This is a genomic window from Flavobacterium sp. FlaQc-47 (assembly GCF_044006475.1).
In the GTDB taxonomy this organism is placed as follows: Bacteria; Bacteroidota; Bacteroidia; order Flavobacteriales; family Flavobacteriaceae; genus Flavobacterium.
In genome coordinates this window covers 721,699-735,903 of the sequence record NZ_JBIPCQ010000003.1, presented here as the reverse complement: position 1 = coordinate 735,903, position 14,205 = coordinate 721,699, and the positions used below count along the sequence as shown (strand labels likewise).

Below are 14,205 nucleotides of genomic sequence, written 5' to 3'. Positions count from 1 at the left end.
AACTGAGTAAACTTATTTAAGTTCAACTACAGCTCCAGCTTCTTCTAATGATTTTTTAAGACCTTCAGCCTCTTCTTTAGAAACACCTTCTTTAACGTTACTTGGAGCACCGTCAACTACATCTTTAGCTTCTTTAAGACCTAAACCTGTAAGTTCTTTAACTAATTTTACAACTGCTAATTTAGAAGCACCAGCTTCTTTTAATACAACTGTAAATTCAGTTTGTGCTTCTTCAGCAGCACCTTCTCCACCACCAGCAGCAACTACAACAGCTGCAGCAGCAGGCTCGATACCATACTCGTCTTTTAATATTGTTGCTAATTCGTTAACTTCTTTAACTGTTAAGTTAACTAATTGTTCTGCGAATTGTTTCAAATCTGCCATTTTTTCTATCGTTTAAAATGATTTGTAAAATATAATTTATTTATTGTGCGCTATTTAAGCAGCAAGGAAATAAAATTCCCCGCATGTGTTATTATGCTTCAGTTTCAGCCTCTTCGCTTTTTGCGAATTGGTTTTGTAAAGCAGAAATAACTCTTTGTGCTGGTGATTGCAATAATCCAATAAGTTCTCCAAGAAGTTCTTCTTTAGATTTAATAGTTGCTAATGCATCTAATTGATCATCTCCAATATAAATTTCAGAATTAATGTAAGCTCCTTTTAATACAGGTTTAGCCGATTTTTTTCTGAAATCTTTAATTATTTTTCCAGGTGCATTTGCAACATCTGAAATAAATATAGCACTATTACCAGTCAATACTGAAGGTAAATCACCATAGTCATTAGCAGAAGCTTCCATTGCTTTTGCAAGCAAAGTGTTTTTTACAACCTCTAATTTAATACCTGCTTTATAACAAGCTCTTCTCAAGTTTGAAGTCGTTTCTGCGTTTAATCCAGAAATATCAGATACATAAATAATATTTGTACCAGCTAACTGTGCAGTTAAATCTTCAATCGCGATTGATTTTTCTTCTCTAGTCATACTAAAAATTATTAACTACCAATTATACTGCTTTAGGGTCCAATGCAATTGCAGGACTCATAGTGCTTGTAAGGTGAATACCTTTAATATAGGTACCTTTAGCAGCAGTTGGTTTAAGTTTGATTAATGTTTGAATAATTTCGTGTGCATTGTCATAAATTTGCTCAGCTCCAAAAGAAACTTTACCAATTCCTGCATGTACGATACCAGTTTTATCAACTTTAAAGTCAATTTTACCAGCTTTAACCTCTGCAACAGCTTTTGCAACATCCATAGTTACAGTACCCGTTTTAGGGTTTGGCATTAAACCTCTAGGTCCTAAAATACGACCTAATGGACCTAATTTACCCATAACAGCTGGCATAGTGATAATAACATCAACATCTGTCCAACCATCTTTAATTTTTTGTAAGTAATCGTCAAGACCTACATAATCAGCTCCAGCAGCTAAAGCTTCTGCTTCTTTATCTGGAGTAACTAATGCTAATACTTTAACGTCTTTACCTGTTCCGTGAGGTAATGTAACCACACCTCTAACCATTTGATTCGCTTTTCTTGGATCTACACCCAAACGAACTGCGATATCAACAGACTCATCAAATTTTGCAGAAGCTATAACTTTAATCAATGCAGCTGCATCTTTTAAAGAGTATAGTTTGTTCTTTTCAATTTTTGAAGCAGCCTCTTTTTGCTTTTTTGTTAATTTTGCCATTTCTTTCTCTTAATTAAAAAGGAGCATCTCCTGATACAGTTATACCCATAGATCTAGCAGTTCCAGCGATCATGCTCATTGCAGATTCGATTGTGAATGCATTTAAATCTACCATTTTATCTTCAGCAATAGCTTTGATAACGTCCCAAGTAACACTAGCTACTTTTTTACGATTTGGTTCACCTGATCCAGACTTTAGCTTTGCAGCTTCCAATAATTGGACAGCAGCTGGAGGAGTCTTAACAACAAAATCAAATGATTTGTCTTTATACACAGTAATTTGTACTGGGCATATTTTGCCAGGTTTATCTTGTGTTCTAGCATTGAATTGCTTACAGAACTCCATGATATTAACCCCAGCAGCTCCTAAAGCAGGTCCAACCGGTGGCGACGGATTCGCAGCACCTCCCTTAACTTGTAGTTTAACTACCTTACTAATTTCTTTAGCCATTTTTTAAAAAATTTAACACCCTAATCATTGGAAGCGATTACGGTGGTTATTATAGATGTAACAAAAATTATACTTTTTCAACTTGCATAAAACTTAACTCTAATGGTGTTTTTCTTCCGAAAATCTTAACCATTACTTCAAGTTTACGCTTTTCATCATTGATTTTCTCAACCGTACCGTTAAAACCATTAAAAGGACCATCGATCACTTTTATAGTCTCACCTAAACTGAAAGGAATAGCACGAGTATCTGTATTTACAGCTAACTCATCTACTTTACCTAACATACGATTTACCTCAGAAAGTCTCAAAGGAACAGGTTCTCCACCTTTGATCTCACCTAAAAATCCAATTACGCTAGTAATAGACTTAATAATATGAGGTATCTCCCCAATTAAATTGGCTTCGATCATAACATATCCAGGGAAGTAAACTTTATCCTTAGACATTTTCTTTCCTTCTTTTACAGTAACTACTTTTTCTGTAGGCACTAAAACTTGGGAAACATAATCACCCATACCTAATCTGGCAATCTCAGTTTCGATATAAGCTTTGACTTTATTTTCTTGTCCGCTTACAGCTCTAACTACGTACCATTTTTTCACATTATTATCTGCCATCACAAAAATATTATCCTTTTAACCAGTTAAAAAATCCAGCCAAAGCTTTTGCAAAAAATTCGTCTACTCCCCATGTTGCCAAGGCGAATAAAACCGAAAATACAGCCACAACAATTGTCAATTTTTGAACCTCAGCCCAAGCAGGCCAAGTAACATTTGACTTTAACTCCTCGAAAGCCTCTGATAAATAATTCGTAACTTTTGTCATTTGATATATTTTTTATTGCACGGGCGGAGGGATTCGAACCCCCATCAACGGTTTTGGAGACCGCTATTCTACCCTTGAACTACGCCCGTAATTAAAAGCCAGTGATTTCAGTTAAGAAAATCAACTGGCTTTTTATAATTTTATAGGATTATCCTACGATTTCAGTCACCTGACCTGCACCTACAGTTCTACCACCTTCACGGATAGCAAAACGTAAACCTACGCTCATTGCGATTGGGCTTAACAAAGCAACATTGATAGTCAAGTTATCTCCTGGCATTACCATCTCTACTCCTTCTGGTAAAGTAATAACTCCTGTTACGTCAGTTGTACGTACGTAGAACTGTGGACGGTAGTTATTATGGAATGGAGTATGACGTCCACCTTCTTCTTTTTTCAAGATATAAACCTCAGCTTTGAAAGTAGCGTGAGGTTTTACTGATCCTGGCTTAATGATAACCATTCCTCTTTTGATAGATTCTTTATCAACACCTCTTAACAATAAACCTACGTTATCTCCAGCTTCTCCTCTGTCAAGGATTTTACGGAACATCTCAACTCCTGTAATAGTAGAAGTTAATTTATCAGCTCCCATACCAATGATTTCAACAGCATCTCCTGTATTAGCAATACCAGTTTCGATACGACCTGTAGCAACAGTTCCACGACCAGTAATTGTAAACACATCCTCAACTGGCATCAAGAATGGTTTTGCAGTATCACGAACTGGCTCTTCGATCCAAGAATCTACAGCTTCCATCAATTCAATAATTTTAGGAACCCAAGCAGGATCATTATTCAATCCTCCTAAAGCAGAACCTTGAACAACAGGACCATTATCTCCATCATATTCGTAGAAAGATAATAAATCTCTAATTTCCATTTCAACAAGCTCTAATAACTCAGCGTCATCAACCATGTCAACTTTGTTCATGAAAACTACCATTCTAGGAATACCAACCTGGCGACCTAAAAGGATGTGCTCACGAGTTTGTGGCATTGGACCATCTGTAGCAGCAACTACCAAGATAGCTCCGTCCATTTGAGCAGCACCAGTAACCATGTTTTTTACGTAATCCGCGTGACCTGGACAGTCAACGTGAGCGTAATGACGATTAGCTGTTTCATACTCTACGTGTGATGTATTAATAGTAATACCTCTTTCTTTCTCCTCTGGAGCGTTATCGATTTGATCAAAAGATTTTGCTTGACAGTAACCAGCATCAGACAATACTTTTGTAATTGCTGCAGTTAATGTAGTTTTTCCGTGATCCACGTGTCCAATTGTACCTATGTTTAAGTGCGGTTTGGAACGATTAAAATTCTCCTTTGCCATTTTACTTAATTTTTAATCTTAGTTATATATTAATTTTCAATTTCCTACTTACTTGAGCCAACTACGGGAATTGAACCCGTGACCTCTTCCTTACCAAGGAAGCACTCTACCTCTGAGCTAAGTCGGCAGAGAGTTCTGATTTAGACTGCATTTATAGATTTAGATTTAAAACCTGAAATCTACGCCCTAAAACCTTAACTTCTTTTTTTTGTGGGGAGAGCAGGATTCGAACCTGCGAAGTTCACACAGCAGATTTACAGTCTGCCCTCGTTGGCCGCTTGAGTATCTCCCCTTTTTTTATCAATAATCGCATGAACAATTTCAAATCGTATTTGAAATATTTAGAGCCGGCGGAGGGACTCGAACCCACGACCTGCTGATTACAAATCAGCTGCTCTAGCCAACTGAGCTACGCTGGCAATATCAATAAAAAAGTCCGCTATTTCTAACGGACTGCAAATGTAGCTATTTTATCTTTGAATCAAAACATTTTTTAAAAAAAATTTTCAATTATATGTGTGCTCTTATTTTTTCTTTCCTTTTCACTAATACACGCTCTAAAGATTCTGCCGAAAGTTCGATAGCCTCTTCAAATGTTTTACATTGTTTTTTAACCAAAAAATCATCTCCAGGAACATTAATCTTTACCTCTACCGCCTTGTTTTCCTTATCACTTGTTCTTTCGACTTTTAAAAAAATGTCGGCCGAAACAACCCGGTCGTAATATTTTTCCAATTTATCCATTCTTTCCTGAATAAAATCTACCAATTTTCGGTCAACAGTAAAGTTAACTGCATGAACATCTACCTTCATAATACAAATTTTAGGGTTAAACATTTCAGAACTATTATTTATTTCTAGGATGCGCATTTGTATATACCTTTTTAAGCTCTGCTAAACTATTATGGGTATAAACTTGCGTAGAAGCCAAACTTGAATGTCCTAATAATTCTTTAACTGAATTTAAATCTGCTCCGTTATTTAATAAGTGAGTCGCAAAAGTATGCCTGAGCACATGCGGACTTTTTTTTACCTTTTCAGAGACGTTACTAAAGTAAGAATTTATTAATCGATACACAAAAGATTCGCTTAATTTTAACCCTTTTGCAGAAATAAAAAAATAATCTTCATCAACTATCTTTTCAACAGAAGCTCTTTCTTTCAGATATAAATTAAACTGATCGACAATAATTGGCAACACAGGAATAATGCGCTCTTTATTTCGCTTCCCTAACACTTTAACAACATTTGAAGACAAATCTACATTATACTTCATTAAATGTATTAGTTCCGCCCTACGCATTCCTGTTGTGTAAAATAAATCCACAATTAATTTATTTCTTACTTCTTCAAACCCTGAAGGATTCTCAAAATGATGCATTAAATCCGTCAACTCTTTTTCTGAAAATGGAATTTGCACAATTTTAGGTGTTTTGAGCGCCTTATGCTTCAACATTGGGCTCACATCAATTCGCTTTGTTTTTAGCAGAAATTTATAAAATGCTTTTAAAGAGGACATTTTTCTATTTACAGAAACATTGGAAACATCCTGATCAACAAGTGAAACAATCCAACTTCTGACCTGACTATAATTTGCCTGCTCAATATTTTCCTGTTCAAAATTATCCTTATTGAATATTTCAAAGAATAAAATGTCGTTCAAATAAGCATTAATTGTATGTGCTGAATATTTTTTTTCGAGCTGAAGATAATCACGAAATGCTTCTTTATTTGATTTCATAAGAATAAGTAATTTCTACTCTACACTATAGAGAATATTATTTATCTCAAAATTAAGCATAAAAAAACCGTTAGTATCAAAATTTGACAGCTAACGGTAATTATTTTTAACAAGCTATATACTAACTTTCTAAACCATCTTTCATGTTTTGAATGTAAGCTGCTTTTTGAATTTTGATTCTATTTTTAACAGAAGGCTTAATAAAAGCAGTACGCGCTCTTAGTTGACGAACAGTTCCTGTTTTATCAAATTTTCTTTTATAGCGCTTTAATGCTCTATCGATATTTTCTCCGTCTTTAATTGGTATAATTAACATAATATAGACACCCCCTTTCGTTAAGGGTGCAAAAGTATATATTTATTATGAATTATGAGTTATGAATAATGAATTATTTTTGAGGAAATAAAAAAAGAATATAGAAAAAAGAGCTAAGACCTTATCTTACAACTAGCTTTGATTGCAAACTTACTCTTATCACTGCCTGTTTATTTTTAAAAAAACCTTATTCATCCTATAAACCTATATCATAACCGAGAGTGCGTGAGGGATTGAAACGGAAATCCTTTTTATTTTTCTTTAAAATAAAAAGATTGGAGAGAAAAGCCCGACCATAAAAATAAAAGCCACTTAACGTTTGCTAAATGGCTTTTATTTTTATGGGCACGCCCAACTTATTATTTACTCTTTTAGTAAATTTCTTGAAATAACTAACTTTTGAATTTCGGTAGTTCCTTCACCTATTGTACACAACTTAGAATCTCTGTAAAATTTCTCTACAGGATAATCTTTTGTGTAGCCATAACCACCGTGAATTTGCACGGCTTCATTTGCTACTTTGACACATACTTCTGAAGCATACATTTTTGCCATTGCTCCTAAGGTTGTAACAGGTTTATGTTGTTGTTTTAAAAATGCAGCTTTGTGAAGCAATAGTTCTGAAGCCTCGATCTCAGTTGCCATATCTGCCAATTTGAACGAAATTCCCTGAAAACTACTGATTGGCTGCCCAAACTGATGTCTTTCTTTTGAATACTTAAGCGCAGCTTCATAAGCCCCTTTTGCTATTCCTAATGATAAAGCGCCAATTGAAATTCGACCTCCGTCTAATATTTTCATAGCCTGAACAAATCCCTGCCCTACTTCTCCTAATCTGTTTGCATCTGGAACACGGCAATTATCAAAAACTAATTCTGCTGTTTCACTGGCACGCATTCCTAGTTTATTTTCTTTTTTACCTGAACTAAATCCTTTCATTCCTTTTTCAAAAACAAAAGCTGTCATTCCTTTAGAATCTCCTTTTTCTCCGGTACGCACGATTACAACTGCAACGTCACCTGAAATAGCATGTGTAATAAAGTTTTTAGCCCCGTTTACAATCCAATCGTTACCATCTTTAACCGCTGTAGTATTCATTCCGCCGGCATCAGAACCTGTATTGTGCTCTGTTAAACCCCAAGCTCCAATATGTTCTGCTGTGGCTAATTTTGGCAACCATTTTTTCTTTTGTTCTTCATTCCCAAAAGTTAAAATATGATTGGTGCATAATGAATTATGAGCAGCAACTGATAAACCAATTGACGGATCTACTTTTGAAATTTCCTCGACAACGGTAATATATTCATGATACCCTAATCCTGAACCTCCATATTCTTCAGGAACCAAAACTCCCATAAATCCCATTTCTCCTAATTTCTTAAATAGGTCAATTGGAAAAATTTGAGCCTCATCCCATTCCATTATATTAGGTCTGATATTTTTTTCGGCAAAATCTTTTATTGATTGTGCAATCATTGATTGCGTTTCGTTATAATCAAAATTCATTGTTAGCTGCTTTTGTTTAGAACTCCAAATATAAACTAATTATTTTTGCTTTATCAACAGGAAAACCTTTAATTTTTGACAAATCCTCAATATTATTAATATTTCCGTTCATGCTTCTATAAGTTACAATTTGTTTTGCCAGTGTATATCTGAAATATGAAAACTGTGATAGCTCTTTTAAAGACGCATCATTTATAGCTATTTTTTTAAATGTTGAAGGTATTACAACTTTAAAATGGGCATTTAATTCATAAACAACTTCTGGTGAAAGTCCCCAAATATCATTCATTTGTTCCATTGAAACAAAACATCCTAAAATTTCTTTCTGCTTCAGAATCCTTATAGACAAAGCTTCTCCAATACCATAAATTTTAACTAAATCTTCCTGAGTTGCCTGATTGATATCTAAAATTACGATTTTTTCCTTTTTGGCAAATTCTTTTCTGACAAACTCTTTTCTTTCTGCCTTTACGTACGATTTATTATTAGTCCAATCCGGAAATTTGAAAAGTGGCGAAATTGCATTTAGCAAAGAATCTGAAATTTTTGTTATCTCCTGAAATTCTTTTGCAGAGCTCACATATTTATTTTTTTTACGAAAAGCAAATAAACGATCTATCTCCTGAAGAGACATTCCTAATTTATATCCTTTATAGTCAGTAATAAAATTTGGATTGAAAGTATACACTTTTGGCTTTTCATTGGATTTTGTAAATTTCATGGCATCTATTTCTGACTGCAACGACATCCATTGTTCTTTTTCCGGAAAAGTTTTTTCAGGTATGGTAAAATCGACAAAAAAATAGACGCCTTGTAATATTACTATTATTCCAAAAAGTAAAAAAATCCCTGTACGCTGTTGATGTGTAAACTTCAAATATTTTGTAAATCCTTTAAAATTCATTCTATATGTAATTTCAACTTTTAATAAAAGGCCAAAATTACAGCAAAAACATTAATTTATAAGATTAATATTATAAATATATCAATTTTAAAAATTGCATATTTCATTAATAAAGCACTATTAATTTAATGAATGTAAGGCACTGAGGAGTGATTACCCTTTGTTTTATCATAAATTTTAATATTTTGTAACTTAAAAAGAGATAATTGTTTTTATTTTTTACAAAAAACGATACATTTGGAGCTTAATAACAATAAACCAATATAATAATATGTCAATTTGGAAAAGAAAACCATTAGCACAGCTTTTAGCCGAAGCTGCTGATTCTGAAAAAGGGTTAAAAAGAACATTAACCGCCTGGTCATTAATCGCCTTAGGTATTGGCGCCATCATTGGTGCAGGATTATTTGTTAGAACTGCAACTGCTGCGGCACAAAATGCAGGTCCATCTGTCACCATTGCCTTTATTATAGCGGCTATAGGTTGTGCATTAGCCGGATTATGTTATGCAGAACTTTCATCTTCAATTCCAATTTCAGGTAGCGCTTATACATATACTTATGCTACAATGGGAGAATTTTTAGCTTGGATCATTGGTTGGGATTTAATACTTGAATATGCAGTAGGTGCAGCAACAGTAGGGATTGCATGGAGTGAATATCTCAACAATCTACTGGTCAATGTCCTGCATATGAGTCCAATTCCATTTGAATTTTCTCACTCTCCATTTCAAAAAATAGTTGATCCGGTAACACAACAAGTGACACATGGAATTATAAATCTTCCTGCACTTTTTATTGTTAGTGTTATTAGTTTATTATTGATTAAAGGTATACAGGAATCTGCTTTTGTAAATGGAATCATTGTAATTGTTAAGGTCGCTATTGTTATCTTAATAATTGTAATTGGCTGGAATTTTATAAATCCTGCAAACCATTCGCCTTATATTCCACCAGCATCTATTTTTACTGATGAACACGGAGTTGGACACAGTTATGGTGGTATTATGGGAATATTAGGAGCTGCAGGAACTGTTTTCTTTGCTTTTATTGGTTTTGACGCTGTAAGTACAGCTGCTCAGGAAACAAAAAACCCTAAAAAAGCAATGCCAATTGGTATCTTAGGATCATTAGCTGTGTGTACGCTTTTATACATTCTTTTTGCACACGTATTAACTGGTGTTGCAACTGTTGAAGATTTTAGAACAGGTGGTAAAGAAGCTTCTGTTGCTTTTGCTATCAATAAATATATGATTGGATACGAATGGTTAGGACAATTAGTAACCGTTGCCATTCTTGCAGGTTTCTCTTCTGTAATTTTAGTGATGCTATTAGGACAATCAAGAGTATTTTATGCAATGGGTAAAGATGGTTTATTACCTAAAGCTTTCAGTGATGTTCACCCTAAATACAAAACTCCATATAAAGCGAACCTTGCAATTTTAGTAATTGTTGGTGCATTTGCAGCTTTTATCCCTGGAGATATTGTAGGAGATATGACTAGTATTGGTACTTTGTTTGCCTTTGTACTTGTATGTATTTCGGTTATAATTCTACGAAAAAAAGAACCAAATATGGTTCGAGAATTCAAAACTCCATTCGTTCCATTTGTTCCAATTTTAGGAGTTGTTGTATGTTGTGCAATGATGTACGGTTTAGGATGGACAAACTGGTTGAGACTTTTTGTATGGATGGCTTTGGGTGTTATATTTTACTTTACTTACGGTAAGAAAAATAGTAAACTGAATAATCCGGAAAAATAGTTTTCTATAAAATTAAAAAAGGATCATAGAGTATAATTACTTTATGATCCTTTTTTTTTGTTTTAAAATTTGATTATAAATCAAAAACGGAGGTTCTCTTTGCACGGATTAAATCCTTTAAACGAATCCAAAATGCTAATGTTAAATAGACTCCAAATCCTAAACCTGCTGTTACAAATGAAATGTAAATAAAAAACAACCTTACACTCGTGACACGCATTCCTAACTTATCTGCAAGTCGTGATGAAACATGAAATCCATATTTCTCAAAGAAAAACTTAAGTTTTAAAATTGCTGACATATTTTAGATTTTAGATTTATCCTTTCATATTGGCTAAGGATTACAAAAGTACAAAATTATCTCATTGGCATATTTTTTAATTACTTTTAAGCAATTCCATTCCAAATGCGCACTTTAAACAAGACTTATGGTTGCAATATTCATTTTTAAGTTCTAGCAATGTTTGTGTATCAAATGCATTTTTAGAAGTAATTCCAAAAGACTTAAATTTATCAATAATTGCATTTTTTTCAGGCGTAACTTCATTCATAAATGCAATTAAATCTTCTGCAATAGATTCTCCCATAATATTAGAGTAAGCAAATTGCATAGGAATTATGGTATTTATAATAATTAAATCTAAAAAAGAATTTGATAGAGCTTTCTTTTTTTTTACACTCTCTTTGTCAAAAAGATAATGATTCTGCCAATATAAACTAGCAGAAACACCCAACAAATTATAGACATCATTAACTGATTTAATAACAATTATTCTTGAAAATAAATTTTGATGTTTCTGATATAAATTTGCCAATTGAGAAAGACGAATAGTTGGAAAATTATCTGGTCGGTGTTTAAAAAACTGCACGGAATCTACATGACATTTTTCTAATTGATGCTTATTAAAAAGGTAATAATACCTGATTTTCAAGTCTGTAAAATAGACATCTTCTTTCTCATCATCCAGTAAACCTGACGTACCCAAAAGTAATGCTTCAAGGTTTTCCACTTCAAAGCTTTCTTTTCGAATTACTGAAAAAGGAATAGATTTTGCAATTTGAAAAAAAGCATTATTATTAGTATTTAGCCCAAAATTTTTCGCTAATAATAAAAATAAAACCGCTTCCCAATCTTGATTTGTTTCTTCTAACAGATCATAAATAAATTTTGATTTGCGCTCTAAACGATCAAAAAATAATCTTTCCTGCCAATTTTTAAATATAAAACCATCAATTTTGCCAATGCTTTTCTCACAAAATATCCATGTTTTAGGTGTAACCAAAGAATTATAATTTGAGAGAATTTCTGAAGAAACATAATCTGCGAGAATCAATACGGGAATTTCTACATTATTTTTACCAAATATTTCAGTGTCATGTTCCCATACTACATGTAAAATAACGTTGTTGTATGCAACATCATTTTCATGACCATGAACATACCAATCCGAAGATTTTAAATGAATTTCAATATTTCCTGCCCATTTTTGATCTTCTATTATAATTTGTGCATTAAAAAAATCAGGTCCTGCAAGTTCAAGATAATCACCTGCTTTAATAATAGTGATCTGCTGGTTTCGGGCTGTTTGCAAATTTAAGGTGTCAAACTTTTTGAATCTCCAGAGATAGTGCAGAAAATCTTCTTTCATTTTGGCTTTTACATTAATTTATAAAAGCTAAAATTAAACAAAAATAATACTAATCTTACAAATAATTTAGTTTTTATCTCAGCATATATAATTTCGCACATGCCCTTGCATCAGATAATGCTTCATGATGGCTTAATTGAATTTTCATTTCCCGACAACAATCACTTAATTTTGTGGGTTTAAAGCCTTTTGCCTTATATATTTTAACGGTACATTCCCAACGATCTGCTATATTCAAATCTTCATATTTCAATCCATAAAGTTCCATGGATTTACTTAAAACATTGCGATCAAAACTTTCGTTATGGGCAACTATAATCCTATTTTTTAATCTTTTTTCTATTTCCGGATAAACCTGTAAAAAGGATTTTGCGTTCACAGTATCCCTTGGGTAAATGCCGTGAACACGAATCGTAAAGGGATTGTATTCATTTTTGGGCGGCTTAATTAAAGTAACAAACTCATCTACGATTATTCCGTTTTCGACAGTAACAATCCCAACAGAGCACGGATGATAACTTGTTGCAGTTTCAAAATCTATTGAAGTAAAATTCATTTTTTAAATATATTATACTATAAAAAAATCCATAAATCCAGTTGTTAAGCTAGATTTATGGATTATATAATTATTAATTGCTTTATTTTATTGATCCAATTATATCGTATTTCGTAATAATATGATGATTTCCATTTCCAAGATCTACTAAAACAGCATCATTTTCTTTTGTAAATAATTTAGATACTTCTTCAATTGGAGTTCCTAATTTTACGATTGGAAAAGGTTTGCCCATTACTTCCTTAATTGGTTTTTCGGCTACATTTTTATCTGCAACATAGCTTCTAAACAAATCTGTTTCATCAACAGAACCTACAAACCCGTTAATATCTACAACAGGAATTTGAGATATTTTATATTTACGCATACGTTCAATTGCGTGCGAAACTAGTTCTTCTGTACGAACAACAATCAATTCCTTATCAATATGATCTTTGATAACATCTTCGGCTTTTGTTACATTTTCTTCAAGGAAACCACGCTCACGCATCCAGTCATCATTGAACATTTTACCAACATAACGACTTCCAGAATCGTGAAAAAGTACTACCACAACATCTTCCGGTTTAAAATGTTCCTTAAGTTGCAGAAGTCCTTTGATACAAGCTCCTGCAGAGTTTCCAACAAAAATAGCTTCTTCAAGAGCAATTTTTCTGGTATAAACAGCGGCATCCTTATCTGTTACTTTTGTAAATCCGTCAATTAAAGAAAAGTCAACATTTTTAGGTAGAATATCTTCTCCAATTCCTTCTGTAATATAAGAGTAGATTTCATTTTCATCAAAAATACCAGTCTCATGATATTTTTTAAAAACAGAACCATAAGTATCAATTCCCCAAATTTTAATATTTGGATTTTGTTCTTTTAAGTATTTTCCAACTCCTGAAATAGTTCCTCCTGTTCCTACTCCAACTACAAAATGAGTAATTTTTCCGTCAGTTTGTCTCCAGATTTCCGGTCCTGTTTGCTCGTAATGTGCTAATGAATTAGACATATTATCGTACTGATTTACGTACCATGAATTTGGTGTTTCTTCTGCCAAACGTTTTGAAACCGAATAATACGAACGTGGATCTGTGGGTTCAACATCAGTTGGACAAACTACAACTTTAGCCCCAACTGCACGTAAAATATCCATTTTTTCTTTAGACTGTTTGTCTGATATTACACATATCAGTTTGTAACCTTTAATGATCGCTACAAGTGCTAGTCCCATTCCGGTATTTCCAGAAGTACCTTCAATAATAGTTCCTCCGGGTTTTAATCTCCCATCTGCCTCTGCATCTGCAATCATTTTTACCGCCATTCTGTCTTTCACAGAATTTCCCGGATTAAAAGTTTCGACTTTTGCTAATACCAACGCATCAATTTCAGCAACAATTTTGTTGAGTTTTACTAATGGTGTATTACCAATTGTTTCTAAAATGTTATTTGAAAAGTCCATCTTCTATTTAATTTAATAT

At 33.2% G+C, this 14,205-nt stretch carries 17 protein-coding genes and 4 tRNA genes; 1 reads left to right on the top strand and 20 read right to left on the bottom strand.

All coding sequences use genetic code 11. The annotated features are described in order from the left end of the window. Positions 1-12: 12 nt before the first annotated feature. The 16 genes from rplL to ACHRVX_RS12700 all read right to left on the bottom strand — a co-directional run bounded on the left by rplL (position 13) and on the right by ACHRVX_RS12700 (position 8,775). The gene (gene rplL / locus ACHRVX_RS12775) at positions 13-384 is read right to left on the bottom strand and encodes a 50S ribosomal protein L7/L12 (protein ID WP_007807437.1); all 372 of its coding nucleotides are present in this window, start codon (positions 382-384) and stop codon (positions 13-15) included. A gap of 91 nt (positions 385-475) precedes the next feature. Then, positions 476-982, bottom strand: coding sequence for a 50S ribosomal protein L10 (gene rplJ / locus ACHRVX_RS12770; protein ID WP_140509145.1), 507 nt, complete (start codon positions 980-982; stop codon positions 476-478). Positions 983-1,004: 22 nt separating this feature from the next. Continuing rightward, positions 1,005-1,694 carry a 50S ribosomal protein L1 gene (gene rplA / locus ACHRVX_RS12765; protein ID WP_072944426.1) on the bottom strand — a complete coding sequence of 230 codons (690 nt, stop codon included), beginning with the start codon at positions 1,692-1,694 and terminating at the stop codon, positions 1,005-1,007. 13 nt (positions 1,695-1,707) lie between these two features. Beyond that, positions 1,708-2,145 (bottom strand): 50S ribosomal protein L11, encoded by a 438-nt coding sequence (rplK, locus tag ACHRVX_RS12760; RefSeq protein ID WP_007807442.1) that lies wholly within the window; start codon positions 2,143-2,145, stop codon positions 1,708-1,710. A 67-nt stretch (positions 2,146-2,212) separates the two neighbouring features. Beyond that, complete coding sequence (gene nusG / locus ACHRVX_RS12755; protein WP_394774457.1) at positions 2,213-2,764, bottom strand: transcription termination/antitermination protein NusG; 552 nt, start codon at positions 2,762-2,764, stop codon at positions 2,213-2,215. A gap of 10 nt (positions 2,765-2,774) precedes the next feature. Further along, the gene (gene secE, locus ACHRVX_RS12750; RefSeq protein WP_041517377.1) at positions 2,775-2,972 is read right to left on the bottom strand and encodes a preprotein translocase subunit SecE; all 198 of its coding nucleotides are present in this window, start codon (positions 2,970-2,972) and stop codon (positions 2,775-2,777) included. Between the two features lie 18 nt (positions 2,973-2,990). Then, positions 2,991-3,061: transfer RNA gene (locus ACHRVX_RS12745), tRNA-Trp, on the bottom strand. A 59-nt stretch (positions 3,062-3,120) separates the two neighbouring features. Next, positions 3,121-4,308 carry an elongation factor Tu gene (tuf, locus tag ACHRVX_RS12740; RefSeq protein WP_089481524.1) on the bottom strand — a complete coding sequence of 396 codons (1,188 nt, stop codon included), beginning with the start codon at positions 4,306-4,308 and terminating at the stop codon, positions 3,121-3,123. Between the two features lie 55 nt (positions 4,309-4,363). Next, positions 4,364-4,435, bottom strand: a tRNA-Thr gene (locus ACHRVX_RS12735). A gap of 84 nt (positions 4,436-4,519) precedes the next feature. After that, positions 4,520-4,600: transfer RNA gene (locus ACHRVX_RS12730), tRNA-Tyr, on the bottom strand. Between the two features lie 53 nt (positions 4,601-4,653). Beyond that, positions 4,654-4,727 (bottom strand) — tRNA-Thr (locus ACHRVX_RS12725). Positions 4,728-4,818: 91 nt separating this feature from the next. Continuing rightward, positions 4,819-5,121, bottom strand: coding sequence for a ribosome hibernation-promoting factor, HPF/YfiA family (gene hpf / locus ACHRVX_RS12720; protein ID WP_395332725.1), 303 nt, complete (start codon positions 5,119-5,121; stop codon positions 4,819-4,821). Between the two features lie 34 nt (positions 5,122-5,155). Beyond that, on the bottom strand, positions 5,156-6,049 hold the full coding sequence (locus ACHRVX_RS12715; protein WP_395332723.1) for a tyrosine-type recombinase/integrase: 894 nt from the start codon (positions 6,047-6,049) through the stop codon (positions 5,156-5,158). Between the two features lie 121 nt (positions 6,050-6,170). Continuing rightward, positions 6,171-6,365: a 30S ribosomal protein S21 gene (gene rpsU, locus ACHRVX_RS12710; protein ID WP_072959426.1), complete on the bottom strand. Its 195-nt coding sequence runs from the start codon at positions 6,363-6,365 to the stop codon at positions 6,171-6,173. A 363-nt stretch (positions 6,366-6,728) separates the two neighbouring features. Then, positions 6,729-7,871: an acyl-CoA dehydrogenase family protein gene (locus ACHRVX_RS12705; protein ID WP_395332721.1), complete on the bottom strand. Its 1,143-nt coding sequence runs from the start codon at positions 7,869-7,871 to the stop codon at positions 6,729-6,731. Positions 7,872-7,887: 16 nt separating this feature from the next. After that, positions 7,888-8,775, bottom strand: a complete 888-nt coding sequence (locus ACHRVX_RS12700; RefSeq protein ID WP_395332719.1) for a ComEA family DNA-binding protein — start codon at positions 8,773-8,775, stop codon at positions 7,888-7,890. Between the two features lie 271 nt (positions 8,776-9,046). Here ACHRVX_RS12700 and ACHRVX_RS12695 point away from each other — a divergent pair, with 271 nt between their 5' ends. Further along, on the top strand, positions 9,047-10,537 hold the full coding sequence (locus tag ACHRVX_RS12695; RefSeq protein ID WP_213302158.1) for an amino acid permease: 1,491 nt from the start codon (positions 9,047-9,049) through the stop codon (positions 10,535-10,537). 73 nt (positions 10,538-10,610) lie between these two features. Here the strand turns inward: ACHRVX_RS12695 and ACHRVX_RS12690 are convergent, their stop codons facing one another. From ACHRVX_RS12690 to ACHRVX_RS12675, 4 genes are all read right to left on the bottom strand, one after another. Beyond that, the gene (locus ACHRVX_RS12690) at positions 10,611-10,838 is read right to left on the bottom strand and encodes a PspC family transcriptional regulator (RefSeq protein ID WP_007810860.1); all 228 of its coding nucleotides are present in this window, start codon (positions 10,836-10,838) and stop codon (positions 10,611-10,613) included. A gap of 76 nt (positions 10,839-10,914) precedes the next feature. Next, the gene (locus ACHRVX_RS12685; RefSeq protein ID WP_395332717.1) at positions 10,915-12,186 is read right to left on the bottom strand and encodes a DUF2851 family protein; all 1,272 of its coding nucleotides are present in this window, start codon (positions 12,184-12,186) and stop codon (positions 10,915-10,917) included. Positions 12,187-12,259: 73 nt separating this feature from the next. After that, the gene (locus ACHRVX_RS12680; protein ID WP_395332715.1) at positions 12,260-12,742 is read right to left on the bottom strand and encodes a 3'-5' exonuclease; all 483 of its coding nucleotides are present in this window, start codon (positions 12,740-12,742) and stop codon (positions 12,260-12,262) included. 82 nt (positions 12,743-12,824) lie between these two features. Beyond that, positions 12,825-14,186, bottom strand: coding sequence for a pyridoxal-phosphate dependent enzyme (locus tag ACHRVX_RS12675; protein ID WP_395332713.1), 1,362 nt, complete (start codon positions 14,184-14,186; stop codon positions 12,825-12,827). Between the last annotated feature and the right edge of the window lie 19 nt (positions 14,187-14,205).